The sequence below is a fragment of the Actinomadura sp. KC216 genome (genome assembly GCF_004348535.1).
Taxonomy (GTDB): Bacteria; Actinomycetota; Actinomycetes; order Streptosporangiales; family Streptosporangiaceae; genus Spirillospora.
The window spans coordinates 1-15,215 of the sequence record NZ_SMJX01000204.1 but is presented as its reverse complement, the minus strand read 5'-3'; the positions used below and the strand labels follow the sequence as shown (position 1 = coordinate 15,215).

General features: G+C 68.9%; 23 protein-coding genes. 7 read left to right on the top strand and 16 right to left on the bottom strand.

Annotation, left to right across the window (positions count from 1 at the left end; all coding sequences use genetic code 11):
- Positions 1–82: 82 nt before the first annotated feature.
- From E1264_RS28735 to E1264_RS28705, 9 genes are all read right to left on the bottom strand, one after another.
- Positions 83–508 (bottom strand): hypothetical protein, encoded by a 426-nt coding sequence (locus tag E1264_RS28735; protein ID WP_132178578.1) that lies wholly within the window; start codon positions 506–508, stop codon positions 83–85.
- Between the two features lie 39 nt (positions 509–547).
- Positions 548–856, bottom strand: a complete 309-nt coding sequence (locus E1264_RS28730; protein ID WP_132178577.1) for a hypothetical protein — start codon at positions 854–856, stop codon at positions 548–550.
- A 2-nt stretch (positions 857–858) separates the two neighbouring features.
- Entirely contained in the window at positions 859–1,005 is a 147-nt protein-coding gene (locus tag E1264_RS43785) for a hypothetical protein (RefSeq protein ID WP_165964428.1), read from the bottom strand.
- Between the two features lie 126 nt (positions 1,006–1,131).
- Positions 1,132–1,365: a hypothetical protein gene (locus tag E1264_RS43780; protein WP_165964427.1), complete on the bottom strand. Its 234-nt coding sequence runs from the start codon at positions 1,363–1,365 to the stop codon at positions 1,132–1,134.
- A 190-nt stretch (positions 1,366–1,555) separates the two neighbouring features.
- Positions 1,556–1,720, bottom strand: a complete 165-nt coding sequence (locus tag E1264_RS43775) for a hypothetical protein (protein WP_165964426.1) — start codon at positions 1,718–1,720, stop codon at positions 1,556–1,558.
- Between the two features lie 148 nt (positions 1,721–1,868).
- Complete coding sequence (locus E1264_RS28720; protein WP_132178575.1) at positions 1,869–2,183, bottom strand: hypothetical protein; 315 nt, start codon at positions 2,181–2,183, stop codon at positions 1,869–1,871.
- Entirely contained in the window at positions 2,180–2,416 is a 237-nt protein-coding gene (locus E1264_RS28715) for a hypothetical protein (protein WP_132178574.1), read from the bottom strand. The genes E1264_RS28720 and E1264_RS28715 overlap by 4 nt, the downstream gene beginning before the upstream one ends.
- Before the next feature lie 73 nt (positions 2,417–2,489).
- On the bottom strand, positions 2,490–3,464 hold the full coding sequence (locus tag E1264_RS28710) for a hypothetical protein (RefSeq protein ID WP_132178573.1): 975 nt from the start codon (positions 3,462–3,464) through the stop codon (positions 2,490–2,492).
- Positions 3,465–3,501: 37 nt separating this feature from the next.
- The gene (locus tag E1264_RS28705; protein ID WP_132178572.1) at positions 3,502–4,275 is read right to left on the bottom strand and encodes a ParB/RepB/Spo0J family partition protein; all 774 of its coding nucleotides are present in this window, start codon (positions 4,273–4,275) and stop codon (positions 3,502–3,504) included.
- Positions 4,276–5,280: 1,005 nt separating this feature from the next.
- On the opposite strand from E1264_RS28705, the gene E1264_RS28700 reads away from it, so the two are divergent.
- The 5 genes from E1264_RS28700 (at position 5,281) to E1264_RS28680 (ending at position 7,913) form a co-directional block, all read left to right on the top strand.
- Positions 5,281–5,502, top strand: a complete 222-nt coding sequence (locus tag E1264_RS28700; protein ID WP_132178571.1) for a lipid A biosynthesis lauroyl acyltransferase — start codon at positions 5,281–5,283, stop codon at positions 5,500–5,502.
- Positions 5,499–6,050 (top strand): DUF6879 family protein, encoded by a 552-nt coding sequence (locus E1264_RS28695; RefSeq protein ID WP_132178570.1) that lies wholly within the window; start codon positions 5,499–5,501, stop codon positions 6,048–6,050. The genes E1264_RS28700 and E1264_RS28695 overlap by 4 nt, the downstream gene beginning before the upstream one ends.
- Positions 6,051–6,068: 18 nt before the next feature.
- Complete coding sequence (locus E1264_RS28690; RefSeq protein ID WP_132178569.1) at positions 6,069–6,917, top strand: helix-turn-helix transcriptional regulator; 849 nt, start codon at positions 6,069–6,071, stop codon at positions 6,915–6,917.
- Between the two features lie 30 nt (positions 6,918–6,947).
- Complete coding sequence (locus E1264_RS28685; protein WP_132178568.1) at positions 6,948–7,376, top strand: NUDIX hydrolase; 429 nt, start codon at positions 6,948–6,950, stop codon at positions 7,374–7,376.
- Positions 7,377–7,478: 102 nt separating this feature from the next.
- Positions 7,479–7,913, top strand: coding sequence for an NUDIX domain-containing protein (locus E1264_RS28680; protein WP_132178567.1), 435 nt, complete (start codon positions 7,479–7,481; stop codon positions 7,911–7,913).
- A 120-nt stretch (positions 7,914–8,033) separates the two neighbouring features.
- Here the strand turns inward: E1264_RS28680 and E1264_RS28675 are convergent, their stop codons facing one another.
- From E1264_RS28675 to E1264_RS28660, 4 genes are all read right to left on the bottom strand, one after another.
- Positions 8,034–9,431, bottom strand: a complete 1,398-nt coding sequence (locus tag E1264_RS28675; protein WP_132178566.1) for a hypothetical protein — start codon at positions 9,429–9,431, stop codon at positions 8,034–8,036.
- Positions 9,432–9,860: 429 nt separating this feature from the next.
- Complete coding sequence (locus E1264_RS28670) at positions 9,861–10,376, bottom strand: hypothetical protein (RefSeq protein WP_132178565.1); 516 nt, start codon at positions 10,374–10,376, stop codon at positions 9,861–9,863.
- A gap of 41 nt (positions 10,377–10,417) precedes the next feature.
- Positions 10,418–10,675, bottom strand: coding sequence for a hypothetical protein (locus E1264_RS28665; RefSeq protein WP_132178564.1), 258 nt, complete (start codon positions 10,673–10,675; stop codon positions 10,418–10,420).
- Positions 10,672–10,959, bottom strand: coding sequence for a DUF6247 family protein (locus tag E1264_RS28660; protein ID WP_132178563.1), 288 nt, complete (start codon positions 10,957–10,959; stop codon positions 10,672–10,674). The genes E1264_RS28665 and E1264_RS28660 overlap by 4 nt, the downstream gene beginning before the upstream one ends.
- Positions 10,960–11,177: 218 nt before the next feature.
- On the opposite strand from E1264_RS28660, the gene E1264_RS28655 reads away from it, so the two are divergent.
- Positions 11,178–11,618: a lamin tail domain-containing protein gene (locus E1264_RS28655; protein WP_132178562.1), complete on the top strand. Its 441-nt coding sequence runs from the start codon at positions 11,178–11,180 to the stop codon at positions 11,616–11,618.
- Between the two features lie 373 nt (positions 11,619–11,991).
- Positions 11,992–12,354, top strand: a complete 363-nt coding sequence (locus E1264_RS28650; RefSeq protein WP_132178561.1) for a hypothetical protein — start codon at positions 11,992–11,994, stop codon at positions 12,352–12,354.
- A 41-nt stretch (positions 12,355–12,395) separates the two neighbouring features.
- Here the strand turns inward: E1264_RS28650 and E1264_RS28645 are convergent, their stop codons facing one another.
- The 3 genes from E1264_RS28645 to E1264_RS28635 form a co-directional block, all read right to left on the bottom strand.
- A complete protein-coding gene (locus E1264_RS28645; RefSeq protein WP_132178560.1) occupies positions 12,396–12,872 on the bottom strand; it encodes a hypothetical protein in 477 nt (158 codons plus the stop codon).
- Positions 12,873–13,112: 240 nt separating this feature from the next.
- A complete protein-coding gene (locus tag E1264_RS28640) occupies positions 13,113–14,378 on the bottom strand; it encodes a tyrosine-type recombinase/integrase (protein ID WP_132178559.1) in 1,266 nt (421 codons plus the stop codon).
- A complete protein-coding gene (locus E1264_RS28635; RefSeq protein WP_132178558.1) occupies positions 14,375–15,115 on the bottom strand; it encodes a hypothetical protein in 741 nt (246 codons plus the stop codon). The genes E1264_RS28640 and E1264_RS28635 overlap by 4 nt, the downstream gene beginning before the upstream one ends.
- Positions 15,116–15,215 lie beyond the last annotated feature (100 nt).

Below are 15,215 nucleotides of genomic sequence, written 5' to 3'. Positions count from 1 at the left end.
GGCGAGGAGGGTGGGATGTAGCGCGGGGACCCGCGAGGCATCCTTGCCCCGGCGGTCCCCGCGCGGTGATTGGTTCGGGTGTTCAGTGCTCGGCGGCCTCCAGGCCGCCGACGGTGGACTGGGCCTCGCTGAGCAGGCGGCCCAGATTGGTCGCGGCGTCGGATGCCTCCCGTGTCACGCTGGCCAGTGCCCGGGCGGCGGCGTCGGCGTCGCCGCCGTAGCGGCCGTAGTTCGGGTGCTCACGGGCCCGGCCGCTGGTCACCTGGCCGTCGATGAACTCGGTCATCTGCCGCAGCGCCTGCGGCAGCTTGGAAACGGCGGACGACAGCTCGCCCAGCACGCTGTACACGTCGCTGGGGTAGGTCAGCCCGTTCGTGCTCATGGTGGCGTAGTTCAGCAGCCGGAACGCGGCGTCGATCCCGGCCGCGACCGCGCGGGTCCGCTCGCTGTTGTGCGGGCCGTCAGCGGTGATCGGCCGGTCGTCCTCGTCCGCCCTGATCTCGATCATCGATGGTCGTCCTTCCAGGGTGGGCCGGAACAAGGCTGGTCAGCGGCCGTGACGTGACCGATAGGTGAGGCGGTGCACATAGAGCCGCAGCGCCGTCCGCAACCAGGCGACGGCCATGACGGGGGCGCGCCACCGCGGGCTGGTTGGGAACGCTTCGGCGAGCAGCTGCTCGGCGGTGCGGCAGGCGCAGCGCGGGCAGTAGATGCGGCCATCGGTGGTGCGCGGGATCAGCCAGTCGTCCACGCGGGACAGCAGGGTCCGCGCGCAGCACACGTCGCACAGCGCGAACCACTCGCCCAAGCGGGAGTAGTCCAGCTTCCCGTCCGGACACCGCAGCGGGATGATCACGGCTACTTCTTCCCGCCGCGCTGGGCGTCGTAGGCGTCGCGGATCTCATCCGGTTCACCGCCGGGCCAGGTGCTCGACTTGTCGGCGGCCGCGTCTTTCTCCTTGGCGCGCAGGACACCGACGCCGGTCGGTCGGGGGATGATGAACATCAGGCTGGTCCTTCCAGGTGGGTTCTGGATGCGATCGGTGAGGGCCCCGGGGACGGTGCTGCTACACCGCCCGGGGCCCGCTCGGTTGGGAGTGACGTGGGTCAGGGCCGGGCTTGGCCGGGGTGGTCAGGTCTCCTCTGCGGCCGTGCCGGGTCCGGTCTGCTCGGGCGTGTGGTTCAGCAGCAGGTAGCGGCGGACGCCGGGGTCGCGGCGGTTGGGGTAGGGCGGCGAGATCTCCAGGACCTCGAAGTGCTCGGCGAGCCGGTCGGCCAGGTCGGTCACGGTGTCGGTATCGCCGGACAGCCGGACCCGTACCAGCGACGTCCCCGGCTCGTTGGGGTCGTTGCGTGGGCGGGGCATCAGGCCGTCCCGTTCAGCTCGTCATGCAGGTAGATGCGCATTTCGCCTCCTTGCAGCGGGTGATGAGGTGGGGCCGCGGCCGGAACGCAGCAGCGCAGCCACGGCCCAATGGCGGAGACCGCTTCGCGGCGGCGCGACGGTGAGCAGATGACGGTGATCTGGCCACCGGAACCGGCGGCCGCGCTCGGTCTCAACGGCGCGGCCGGTCGGTCGGCGGATCGGTGGGTCGCCCGTCGGCCCGTGGCGGCTGGCGTGGCGTTGTGGTGGACGGGCGGTCGGGATGGTTGAGCGCCTGGAGCAGCCGGTGGGTCCGGCAGTTGTGCTCCACCAGGCGGGCGATGACGGGGTGAACCATGGCAGGCCTCTCCTTTCGGGGCGGTCGGAGCAGAGGGGACAGAAAAGGCCTGGCCACCAGCGGCGGCCAGGCCAATGGACCGGACTCGGCCCTGAACCCGCTGGACGGGGCCTCAACGGCCGGTCTCGTGCAACGTCTGGACAGTGCGTCAGCCGGGCGGAACGTAGCGGGCGCCGTAGGTCCGGGCGGTGGCCTCGGCGGCGTGCTCGATTTCCTCGCCGGTGATGCCGTCCACGCCCGCGATGGCGCAGACCTTCCCGAGTCGCCCATCGTGGCGCTCGACGACGGCGCGGCGTCCGATCAGGGACTCCCAGCGGTCGCGGACGATCCCGATCCACGCGCGGGCCGTGGCGCGGTCGACGCGCTCAACGGTGATCGTGTGACCGGCCAGATCGGCGCGCTCCTCGACGATGACCGGGTACGGGCGGCCGGTGGGCGAGGGCTTGGGATCGGCGGACGTCAACTCGGCTCGTCCTTGGCGACCCAGGCGCCGTCGTCCCACTCGGGGGTGCCGGGCGGTCCGCCCGGCTGGTAGCGGGCGAAGCGGCCCAGGCGGGACCAGTAGTAGTGGCGGCCCTGGTGGTGCCACAGTTCCGGCTCGACGTGGCGAAGCCACCGGCGGATGATCTCCCGGCCGATGTGCTCGACGACCTCGCCGGCGTGCTTGTCGCCGGGTTCGCCTGGGCCACGTGCCACAGTGCGACCAGCCGGGAATCGCTGCATGAACGCAGCTCGCTGTCGTCGATCTCGAACGTCACGCTGATCCGCGTCATGACGGCGCCTCCTGAGTGTCTGTGTCGGCCAGCGCGGCCGGATGGGTGGCCCACGGGGCGCGGGGTGAGACCGCGCCGGGGTGGTCGGTGACGATGGCCTCCAGCGTGGCTTCGGTGGCCCGGGCCCTCTGGTCGGCGGCGCCGTGCATGCCGGTGGGGGACGCGCGCCAGTTGGGGCGGTATCCGACGATCCCGGGGTCGGGCTCGGCGAACCAGTGGACGTAGTACGTGCGCAGCTCGTGCCACGAGCTGTCGGTCAGCCAGTCGGGCAGCGCCGTCCCGGGGGCGGCGTCTCGCAGCAGGTTGGTCAGGCGCCGCCGGACGCGGTCGGCGTCGGCCCAGCAGATGATCGCCAAGCTGTCGGGCCACATGGCCGGGCTGTCCTGCAGACGCCGGGTGATCTCGGCGAACGCCTCCACCGGAGCGAGCGCACCGGCGGCAGGAGCCCCGTCCCCCGGGGCCGCCACCGGCACGTCCACATGCAGGCCGCGGCCCACCATGACCACCCGGTGGATGCGCGTCAGGTCGGCGACGTCCCGGACGGGTGCGGCATCTATGGCCAGCACCACGGCCGTCCTGGCCGCCATCCGCTCGTGCCGCCGCCGGGCTGCGTCACGGGCCTCCAGGTGCTCGCGGTAGGCGCCCTGGACAACCCGGCACCGGGTGCACACGCGGCCCTTGCCCAGCGGCACCGGGTCGCCGTACTCGTCCAGGTCGCAGCCGCCGCATAGGCGGCACACCCGCTGCAGCTCCCGGGCCCGGTCCAAGGCAGCCCGCTGAGCGTCGGAGACCGGGCGTTTGGTGACGGTGTCGGCCAGCGCGTACAGCGGCGCGTAACTGTTGCCGTGGTACAGCACCTGGCCGCGCGGCACGGCATCCGGGCCGGGCTTGCGCGGAGGATCCATCTGGCCGAGTTGGGTGCGGGTGTACCAGCCATCGGGGACCTGATCCCAGCGGGTGTAGCGGGTCACGCCATCCAACGGCGCCCGGTAATCACGCGAGGGCACGTCAGACCGTCCCCACCGGAGCCGCGGCCGCGCGCTCCAAGTCGCTGGTCAGCTCATCGGCGATCGCGCCGGCCACGATCCGCTCGTCCTGCCGGATGACCGACTCCCAGCACTGCCCGCAGGCGGTCTTCCCGATCCGCCGCCGCATCGTGTGCTCACGCGCGTCGCACAACTTGCGTGCCTTGCGGGCCAGCGGGTGCGTGGACGCCAGATAGTCCGGCTCCCAGGCGAAGTCGGCGGACGAGCCGGCCTTGGCACGGGCGCGCTTACGCGTGCGGCGCACCGCGGCGACCGCGTCGGACGCGGTCACCTGTCCGGTACGGACCTTGTCGCGGGACGCCTCGTCCAGCTCCAGCAGCGCCACGTAGTACGACACGGTTGAGGACGACAGCCCGGTCGTGCGGGCGATGTCGGCCGCTGTGTAGTCGCGGTTGATCAGCGCGCCCATCGCCTCGGCCTTCTCCATGGCGTTGAGCTCGCGGCGCTGGCAGTTCTCCACCAGCATCAACTCCAGCGCCTGGCCGTCGTCCACGCCGTGCCGGACCGTGACCGGCACCCGGTCACACCCGGCCTGCCGGGCGGCGGCGTAGCGGCGGTGTCCGGCCAGCAGCTCGAACACGCCCCGGCGGCGCGGGTGCGGACGCACCACAAGCGGCTGCACCACCCCGTGCGCGCGAACCGAATCGACCAACTCGCTAAGGTCGCCCAGCTCCTCACGGATGTTCGCCGGGTGTGGATGGATCAGGGACATATCCAGGTAGGCGTTACTGCCCATCAGGCTCTCCTTGTACAGAAGGGGCTCACCGAACACAGCAGCGCCCCGGCCAGGACCCTGGGGAAGGAGGCCCTGGTCGGGGCGCTGGGGAGGGGATGCGCTGAGGCGCCCAGGCGTCAGCGCCTACGGCTGCTCGGATAGAGGCGGAGCAGAGCGGCCTGAGAACGGCCGACGGGCCGCCATAGCGCGGCGGGAAGCCAACGCGGCAGCTTCCCGCAGCGAGGCCTGCCAGCGGGCGGGCGAGACGTCCAACCGGACGCGCTGCCCACTCCCCGGACACCGAACCGGTCGGAGCGCGACATCCAGAGGGCGGCGCCGAGCGGCCCCGGAATGTTCAGCTGGACCGATGGACTGCTCTTGGTTGTGTGCCACCAGCATTCCCCGGCGCCACAGCCGCAGTCGGCCGCAGTCATCGCACCGAACCCGCGGACGCTGGCCGGGAACCAACGACAGCCAATCGGGGTTCAGCGAACTCGCCAGGATCGGTGGTCGTCCGTTGTGCCTGGTCACCAGACCTCCCACATGTCAGAACCACCAGCACAGACTTGCCTTCTCCGCCCACCACGGACGATCACCCGGCTATCAGCCGGGACCCGCCCGTGGCGCGCGGACAGCACAAGTCGCTGTTCGAATCAGTCGCACTGCCCTGACCAGGGACATCCGGGGACTTGAAGGAGCATCGGCCCGGACACGGAAACCGTTGACCCTGATCACCAGTGCGGTATGGGGCGTGTCAAGAAGCAGCGAGCGTCACGGCGTCCGGTGGGCCTTCTCGAAGTCCCCGGTCGTCCGCCTTGGGCTCTGCGGGCTCAATGCTGAGCGATGAGCGCGCATAAGTCAAGCAATGCGCGAAATATGCTCGCCACGAGGTAGGCTTGTGCTTGCCAGGTTCCACGTCACCGCAGGTGAGCCTCGCCCGATGCAGCGATCGGGCGGGGCTCATTGCGTCAACCGGCGCAAGTTGCGAGCATGAGAAGCGGTGACGCAACCTGAGGAGGAAGCGCTATGGAACGACCGCTGGACCTCGAGTACATGTGGAAGGACGAGGGCTCAGGTGGCGGTGGATGCCCCGCCCTCTACACCGTTCGGCAAGTCCCTGGTGGCTACGTCGTCCAAGGCAAGAAGATCAACGAGGCGACCCGCGCCCTACTTCGGCAACTCGCCGACGACGAGGACGCCGTGTATGTCCCCGCGAACGTCCTCGACCGGCTCAAGGATCTGGCATGACGGACGGCCGTGTCATCACACCCGAAGAGTTCGGGCAGGTGATCCACGACTTCGAACACACGACGTTCCGACTCGAGCTGCAAGACAGCTACCTTGAGGCCGAGGAGGCCGGGATCTTCGCTGCGTTTTTGCGTGGAGAGCCTGAGCCGCCGACGACGGTCCCCGAGTTGCAGGAGTGGTATCGGCGCGTCGCCGACCACGTCCGCCAGGGCAAACGCGTCGAGCGTGTCCGTGTCCACCGGGACCCGCCCACCGACTACCAGCGATTCGAACGCTGGATGGATCCGTGGAACCGCAAGGCAGGCGAAACCATGCGGTACCTCACCCGGCACCGCGCACATGAGATCGGGCTACTTCCCGCGGCAGGCAACACAGACTGGTGGTTGCTCGACTCGTGCCGTCTCATAGCAATGCGGTTCGACGACAAAGGCCACCGAGTCCGAAACGAGCTCATCACTGACCCGGAGGTCGTGATACAGGCGTGCAAGTGGCGGGACCTGGCCGTCCACCACAGCGTCCTGGCCGAGGACCAGGATGTGGCCGCCTAGCAGAAGGAACCATCACCCGTGGATTCACTACGAGAATGGCTGACGCAGCCAGAAGGTCTCGCGACTCGCCTGCGTGCCATGCGCGCGCATGCGGGTCTGACCGGAAAAGACCTCGCTGACGCGCATGGCTGGCAGCAGTCCAAGGTCTCCCGAATCGAGAACGGCAAGCAGATGCCGTCCGACGAGGACCTCCAAGCATGGGCCGAGACCTGCGGTGATCGGAATGCAGTTGGCGAACTTCTCCGGCTTCGTGACGAAGCGCAGGCCGCGCACGTCACCTTCCGGAGCCGGATGCGCCAAGGGCAGGAGCAGGTGCAGGAGGACTACAACAAGCTGGTCATGGATTCGCGCCTGATCCGCCACTTCGAGACCGTCTATGTGCCGGGCCTGCTCCAGATTCCGGCCTACGCACGGCGAGTGCTCCGGGAGATGATCTCTCTCCACAATCTGGAGATAGACGACGTCGACGCTGCCGTCGCAGCTCGGCTCCAGCGGCAGCAACTGCTGTACGACACGTCAAAGCGCTTCGAGTTCCTGCTCGCGGAGCCGGTGCTCCGATGGCTGATTTGCCCGCCGCCGGTAATGCGCAGCCAACTCGACCGTCTCCAGACAATTATCGGGTTGGATCGTGTCCGATTTGGGATCCTGCCGATGGGTGTGGAGTTGGCGACCACCCCGCAGAACAGTTTTCAGATCTACACCGCCGATCAGGCGGTCGTCGCGTTGGAGACGTTCGTCGGTGAAGACTTCGCACGCAGTGAGGGCGCGGCGCACTACGAGAGGGTGATGGACCTCCTCTGGGAGGAGGCCGTGACCGGAGACGAGGCACGAGAGTTGATCGTCGCGGCAGCACAACAGCTCGATTAGCCGATGAGAAAAGATGAGGAAGCTTGCGTCATGCCCGACGATCGGCACTCTGTCAGCGTGGCGGGAGTCGTCGTCGACGACCAGGGCCGCGCTCTCCTGATCCAGCGTCGAGACACCGGCCACTGGCAAGCTCCAGGCGGCGTTCTGGAGCAAGACGAAGACATCGTCACCGGCCTCCGCCGGGAAGTTCAGGAGGAGACCGGCCTGGAGGTGACACCAACCGCTCTCACCGGCGTCTACAAGAACATGGCCCGCGGCATCGTCGCCCTGGTCTTCCGCTGCAAGGCTGAGGCCGGCACCCTGCGAGAGTCAGAAGAAAGCTCGGCGTTCTGCTGGGCCACAGCCGATGAGGTTGCGGAGCTGGCTGACGAAGCCTTCGCCGTCCGTGTTCAGGACGCCTTGGCGTCCCACTCGACCGTCCCCATACGCCAGCACGATGGCGTTCACATCCTTGGGTAGGCAACTCCCTGGCCAACCGGGGCGCACTCCCTCCCGCTGACGTCGTGATCAACGTGTTCCTGGGTAGTCGTGGAACCTGGCCTACGAATGGACGGCCGACGAATGAAGCCGGATGAGGACCTCCCTCGCCACTCGGTCAGCGTCTCAGGGATCGTGGTTCGAGACGATGGACGCATCCTCGCCCTCAAGCGTGCTGACGACGGACGTTGGGTGCCGCCCGGCGGCGTCCTGGAGCTGGACGAGACTCCGTTTGAAGGCGTCGTCCGCGAGGTGTTCGAGGAAACCGGCGTGAAGGTCGAGGCTGAGCGGCTGACTGGCGTCTACAAGAACATGGAGCTGGGTGTGGTCTCCCTGGCCATTCTCTGTCGGCCAGTCAGTGGAGAGCCTCACCCTTCAGACGAAGCGACATCGGTCGCCTGGCTTCTGCCGTCCGAGGCGACCGAGGTGATGCCCGAGGCCCGCGCCGTCCGCGTGACGGATGCTCTGAGGAACGATGGCCCGTTCGTGCGCATCCACGACGGAACATCGCTCTTGTAGCTCGTTCCTTCGCTTGCTTCGGACGCAATCTGCTAGAGCTGGCCGTTGATCCTCCGGTCGTCGGTCGCCGCCGACGAGGGGGGATACCGCTCGCCCGAGGCTGAGCACGTCGCGGTGTGGCTATTTGCGGATCGTCTGGGTGAGGCTGCTAGCCGCGGTGAGGATGTCGGAGAATTTGGTGTCGAGAGTGGTCAGGAGGTAGCCCACGGTCGTCAGGATTCCCACCATGATGATCGGGCTGTCGTACTTGTGCGGAATCCCTGGTACGTAATTGACGATCAGTAAGACCACAAGCAGCGGCACCGGTATGAGAACGACCCGCCTGGCCAGCACAGCCGCCCGCTGGGCCAAGGACCGGGTTGCCCCCTGGTCTTCGGCGGCCATCAGGTGGTAGTCGCTGTCACAGAGGTTGACCACGGCGAGAGCGAACGCATCGCGCATGTCCGCCAGACGCGCACCGCCCTGCGCCGTTGGAAGCCGCCAGCGCAGGATCGCCGCGGCGATCCGGTCGCAAAGCTGCGCCAGCTCGGTGTCCACCGACCTGTGCCCAGTTCGCATTGCCCTGGCCCACGGGCCGCGGACCCGCGCGGCTAGCTCGTCCAACGAGGCCATGAGCTCGCCTCGCTCCTGGCCCGCCAGGTAGGCGATCGCGTCGTGGCGGCTGTCGCGCACCGTGATCTCCAGCTCGTGCGCGATGGCGAGGAACTCGTCCAGTAGCAGGGCGGTCTGAATGGCCGGTGACGACTTGCGGTAGGTGGACGCCTCGACTACCCGCCGGTAGATCAGCCGTGAGAGGGGCGGCAGCAGGCCGAGCACTGCTGCGGCCGCAGCCAGCCACATTCCGCCATGCAATGCCGCCGGCCAATCCACCACCTGCAGATCTGCGGCGTCCTGCCCGGAGCCGGACTGGTGAAGATTGGTCAGGTAGGTGAGCACGGGACCCGACCACCAGCCCATGCGCATCGTGCCGATGATGAGTGCGATGGCGGTCAACAGCCGGGCGACCGGTCGCAGGCGCCACCACACCAGCGCATGCACAAGGCTCCGGACGATCAGCACCGCTCCGGCCAAGAATATGGTGGTCGCCAGATTATCCTCGGCCAGCCCCAGGTGGCCCACCCCCAAGACGAAGACCAGGGCGATCAGTGCCCAATAGCCCAACGTCAGCCCGCCGAGGATCGGAGCGCTCAGCTGGGGCGATCGGAGGAACGTCGTTTCCCACTCACGGCTCGCGAGAAGTTCTTCGGCATTCTTGATCTCCGGCCGGATCCGGTCGCGGGTTTGCTCATCCAGCGCGCTGAGCTCATTGAACTGCGTGAGCTTGGCCGCCACTGCCCGCTCGACATTACCGCGGTGCGCGATGCGCGCCCTCTCGGGAAACGAGCGCAGGTAATCCAGTAGGTGGTGCATGACCTGGAAGGCAACGTCGACCAGGGCTGCCCAGTCGACCTCCCGCCGCTCAGGCGAGGGCTGTGCCCTGGACTGCTCGTCGGCCTGCGGCCGCTCGGTGCCATGCACACGGGGCTCCTGTCCGCCAGATCACGAGGGGGCGGAGAAAGCGTACGAGACAGAACGGGCAGTTTCCCGCCGCCGCAAAGAAATACCTCCAAAGCGGACATCCGTTTTTATGTTAGGTGGAAATCCGCATTGAATTGGTTCGTCAGGCCAGGCCAGTCTTTGGCCAACCCGAGGCCTGTCGGGGTGGGGGCAGTTGCCTGCCCCAGGCTCTACCTGGCTGACCTCCCCCGCGACCTTGGGGAACTCGCAGCCTTGGCTGCGGTCGTTCTCGACGCCCATAAAGTCGCCAAAACAGGGTCCGCCAGCGCGCCGAGAACCACCGCCCCCGACCATCCCCGCCAAAGCATCAACCCCGTTTCAGGTGGACTCCCGGGCCAAGACTTCGGCCCGGGTGCCGCGCCGGAGGGCGAAGTGGCCGCGGTGACGGCCCTATCGGCCGATCGTCCTGCGCTCCAACTCGTTCAGATGGTGCAGGGCCCTGCTCGTCAGGCTGACGCCGGAAAGGACGGTCCTTGCTACGAAAGCCGTATCGTGTTCGTGGCCAGCTTGACCATGTTCGCGTTCGCGGCGCTCGGTTTCCCTCTCGCTCGGCTCCCCAGCCAGGTTACTGATCGGAACGCGATACTCGGTAAGCCCGATCAGCAGCACTGACGCTTCCTGCAGGGCACTGCGAAGCCGCTCGTCTGTGACTCGATCCCCGAGATCGGTCATGCGGAGGGAGAGGTCGCGGGTCGCTGGGAGATCGAGCCCAGTCCTGGCGCCGTCGCCAGCCCCGAAGTCCATGAACGCGGTGCGAACGGTCTGCAAGACTTCGCGAACCTCGTCGACGGGACCGATCCTGATGCGATGGTGGCGAACCACTGCCTTGCGAACTGCTCCGCTGGCCAGCCACGCCAGGGAGAGATAGCCGGGCGCGAACTTGGCCACATCGACCCAGGCGTTCATCCGCCGTCCTTCAGGTTGGTTGCCGGTTGCAGTGAGCGCCGCTAGCCGATCCAGGTGACGCCGTGGACGGTGACGGTCCGCGCCTGGTCATCGACCCGTAGGTGGGCGACGCCGTCGCCGCCGTCGAACAGCGCGTACCGGTACGCCTCGTCGCTTTCGAGCGGGTCGGGGCGAGTCTCGTGCCACGGGTCGCGGATGACCGCAGTGAGGGTCTCGTACAGCGCCGTGAACGGACGCTCGGGGAGGCCATTGGTCTCGGCGTGGGCCTTCGCGTGGAAGACCAGCTTGTAGGGGTTCACGCCTGACGGTGGGAGAAGACCTCGTCCATGGGGACATACTCTCCAACACCGTCGCGGATGTCCTGGTAACGCTGTTGAAAGTCAGGCTTGGAGTACGCGGCGGCCAGCAGCCGCCAGGTTTGCAGCACCTGCTGCAGGGCTCGGTAGCCGGCGAAGTCGTGGGCGCCGTCCACGGCCGCGTGGTACTCGGTGAGGAACTTGGCGCGCACGCGTTCGGGGAGCTGGTCGTGGATGACCTGCGGGTCCCGCGGGTCCGGCTCCTCATGGACGGGCTGCGCGCTCATGGGTCCGAGTGTAGGCGGAGGCTGTTGAGCCGCGTAAGTGACTTGCGGACCCTGCGTGCCGCTGCGGTGGCGCCACCTGGCCGGTGGCCGACGTGACACGTGATCACGCAGCGTGGTTTACCCGTGGCCCGGAACCGGCCGAACCTCCCACTACCCGCCCGTACCGCAGCGAACTACCGGTACCTCTTGTAGTCCACCAACCACAGGAGGTACGCGGGGTGAAGAAGATTCTGGCAACGGGGGCAGCGGCGATCCTCGCCACCACGGTCCTGGCCGCCGCGCCAGCCGAGGCCGCCAGCGCGGTGCAGATCTACCGCGTCTACTACAACTCCCCGGGCAGCGACACCGGGTCGAACACGTCGCTGAACGGCGAGTGGGTGCAGCTGTTCAACACCTCGACGACGTCGCGGCAGATGAAGGGGTTCAAGCTCCACGACAAGACCGGCTACACCTACACGTTCGGCGCGCTCACGCTCGGTGGGCGGAAGAGCGTGTACGTCCACACCGGAAAGGGGGCGAACACCTCGACGCACCGGTACTGGGGCCGCAGCGCGTACGTGTGGAACAACACGGGCGACACCGCGTACCTGCGGTACGCGAGCGGGACGCTGGCGGACTCGTGCTCGTGGGGTAACTCCGGGTCCTACAAGTACTGCTGACCGGCAGAGACGCGCTCTCCCGGCCACTGGCAGCAGCTCGTCCACCAGGCCAAACACGGGCAGTTCGACCTCCCGCCCGTGCCGCACGGCCGCCCTGGCTGAGTGCTCAAAGCCGCGCATCGAACCCTTGCCTGCTTGCGGCCGTCGGCGACGGGGAAGGGATCCACCTTGGTGATCACCGGAGTCCAGGAGCGTGCCTGGGGGCCGACGGCGGCGCGCACCGTTCTAGCCTGCCCAAAAATCCATCGGTTCCTGGACACCACGGGGCGATCGCGTGGGGAGCGGTGAGGTCGGCTGGCAGGGTGTTGGGAATCGTGTCGGATAGCCGCGAGCGGGCGATAACGGACCCGTGGGGCTGACAGAGTGAAGGGCTATGCCCTACTCCCTGGAGATGTCGTTCCACGAGTCGCTGACGGTGGGACAGGTCGCTCGCTTCTTGGATCTCGTCCGTTCCGCAGGTGCCACAGACGAGGCCGTCCTAGCCGAGATCCACAACGATGGTGACGAATCGATTCTGGACGGATGGGCCTACCGTCCGAGCGTCTTGCCAGCCCCCGGTCCCCGGTCCCAGGTGACGCTGCCCGCGCGCGTGGTCCGGGACGCGCTCGACATACTCACCGCGGTCGCTGACTCCGACGGGGATGTCCGTGACGTGCTCTCCGCGGCGGAAGAGGTCCGGGCCGCGCTCCAGAAGGCCGTCATGGAAGAGGTTGGTTTTCCCGAAGTCGAGGGCTAGACCCTAGGAAGGTTGCGTCGCCGCGACGCAACCCTCCGTACTCACTGCGGGAGGGGTACAGCCTGCGGTTCAGGGTGGCCGTCCCAGGTCACCCATACCTCGTTCGGCACTTGGTGGTCGAAGTCTGGGGCCAGGCTGAACGCCTGAGCGCAGTCGGGTCGGATGGTGGCGTTCTCCGGAGGCTCGTCCCCGAGCACCAGCAGGCCTTCCAACTGGTTGCGGTCGACTGTGACGCCCGTCGCGGTCTCGGTGCCGTGGTTCGCCAGTTGGTAGCGGTTCTTCTTCAAGGCCAGGACGACCAACTTCACCGGCGGTGGAAGCGAGTCGCGGTATTGCTGTTCCGTAAGCTCATGCGACCTCTCCGCGGCCACGGCTGAACGCTTCGCAGCCTCAGCGCTGTCCTGGGTGGCCTTCCGGGACTTTCGGGACTCTACGGCCGCCCAGGTGGCGATACCGAACGAGCCAGCCGATAGTGCCAATGCCGCCCACGCAGGGACGTCGCTCCAGTCGATTGCCATCGGGGCAGCGTAGGCGTGCCCACCGCTGGCATCCCTGGGTCTCGCCGAAGTGGCCTGCGACGGACAGCGCAGCCCGAAGTGCCCGGCCTGGCGCCTACGGCTCGACGTTGCGCATGGCGTTGTCGCACCGGTCCACCGTGCGGATGTAACCGAGCACGACCGGGGAGTTCTCGGCCCACCGGCCGTGTCGGGCACTGGTCGATACCTGGGATCCCGGCGGCGTAGGCGATGGTGGCCGGTTCAGGCGGCGCTGTAGGTGCCGGTGTGCCGGGCGACCCCGGCCGCGAGGGCGGCCCCGAGGTCGTAGGCGGGGGAGCGGTCGAGCGACTCGCGGGCCCGGTCGTAGACGCGGGTGGTGCGGGGGTCGGCGTGGCCGAGGAAGTCCTGCACGATGTGCAGCGGGTGCCCGCGGTCCAGCAGCAGCGTGGCGACCGAGTGACGCAGGGAGTGCGGGGAGAGCTGGTCGGCCTGGTCGATCCCGGCGGCGGTGGCGACGCGGCGCACGAGGCGGAAGACGTACGGCTGATCGATCGGGCGGCCGGTGCGGGTGGCGAACAGCGGCGGATCGACCCCGGGCCCGGGCTCGGGCTCGGTATCGGCGTCGTCCCGCTCGCGGTCGGCGGCGTGCTCCTGGTCGCGGGCGTCGCGGTCGGCGAGGTAGCGATCGAGGGCGTCGCCGGCGAACGGCGGCAGTACGAGCCGCTTGGTTCCGCCGCCCTTGACGGGCAGGTCGAGGGTGGTGTGCCCGCGGTCGCGGCCGAGGCCGCAGCGGGTGGTGCCGGTGACGGAGGAGACGCGGCAGCCGGTGGCAACCATCACCGCCAGCAGCGCGTAGGTGCGCGGCGTCTCGCGGACGGCGGCGTAGGCCAGGAGCCGCTGCAGCTCGTCCTCCGACAGTCCGCGGGTGCCCGAGGCCTTCGGTGGCCGCGGCCGCTCCATCCCTTCGCCGAACGGGTTGCGGGCGGTGGCGCCGGCGCGGGTGAGGTAGCCGTACCAGGACGAGGCGGCCGACAGGCGGCGGGCGCGGGTGGCGTCGGCGAGCCCGGCCGCGCGCAGCGCCGCGGCGTACAGGTCGGCCTCGGCCGGGGGCACGTCGACGGGATCCAGGCCGCGCGCGTTGGCGTAGGTCAGCCACCACGCTAGGTCGCGGGCGTACCCGGCCTGCGTGCGCGGGGAGGACCGCCGCTCGCCGGACAGCCACGCGGCGGTCGCGGTCAGCGCGGCCTCGGGGAGCGCGTGCGCGCCCATCAGCTCGGCGAGCTCGCGCGGGGTGCGGGCCGGGGCCCTCCCGGTCAGCGGGACCGGCGCGGCCACCGCCAGTGCCCCCGCCTGACCGGCGGCGGGACGCTCGGTGCCGCTCAGAGGGCCCGAGCCGTCCGGGGTGTCTGGGGTTCTGGCGTCCGCCGCTCGGCGGTCAGCGGCCGTCAGGACGCGCCCGGACAGCGGCACCGCCTCGTGAGCGTCATGGGCGGGATCGTCGGCGGCGGGCACGGCGAACGGCATCATCCGGGGCCTCCCTGGCCGGGCGCGGCGGTGGGCGGGCTGGTCGGCACATTGATGGTGATGGCGGACGGGGCGGCCGCGGTACCGGCCGCGGCGGCGCTGTCGGGTGCGATGACGGTGCGCAGCAGGTCGGCCAGCAGCGCGGCGCGCTGCTGGTCATCCAGCTGCTGCACGCTGCCCAGGAGGCGTTCGGCGGCCAGGTAGCGGGAGAACTCCAGCGGCTGGTCGAAGTAGGAGCGCAGGTGGCTGGCCGAGGTCTCCTGCGAGCGCACGAAGGTGCGGGAGATGAACCCGGCCAGCGCGGCGGCGACCGCGCCGAGCGCGCCGGTCACCGCGGCCGCGGCGGTGCTGTCGGCGGCGGCCGCCAGGGAGGCGAACACCGCCAGCAGCACGAACCCGATCACCATCGCGGCCTGCGCGTTGCGGAAGCTGGTGCGGGCCTGGCCGGTGGCGATCTGGTGGTAGTAGTCCAGCCGCTTCTGGGTCACCTCCCACAGTGCCGGTAGCGCCAACTGGTCGGCCGCCGCCAACTGGTGCTCCGCCTCCTGCAGGTTCTGGCGGGCCTGGTCGGCGGTGGCCCGGTCGGCGCGGCTGGCCCAATGGATGCCGAAGCCGGTCAGCCCGACGATGACCGCGCTGGCTGCGGCGATGAGTGCCCCCTGCCAGGCAGGGAGATCGACGTTAGCGTCGTTGCCGGGGGCCATACCGGCGGCGCTTGGACTGACGACGCCGAAGACCATAAGGCCGATGCTGATCGAGGCAACGACGGCGGCGACGCCTGACACTGCATCTAAGTTGAGCCAAGTGGGGCGATCTGGGGTAGGTGCGGCGGGCCGGTGT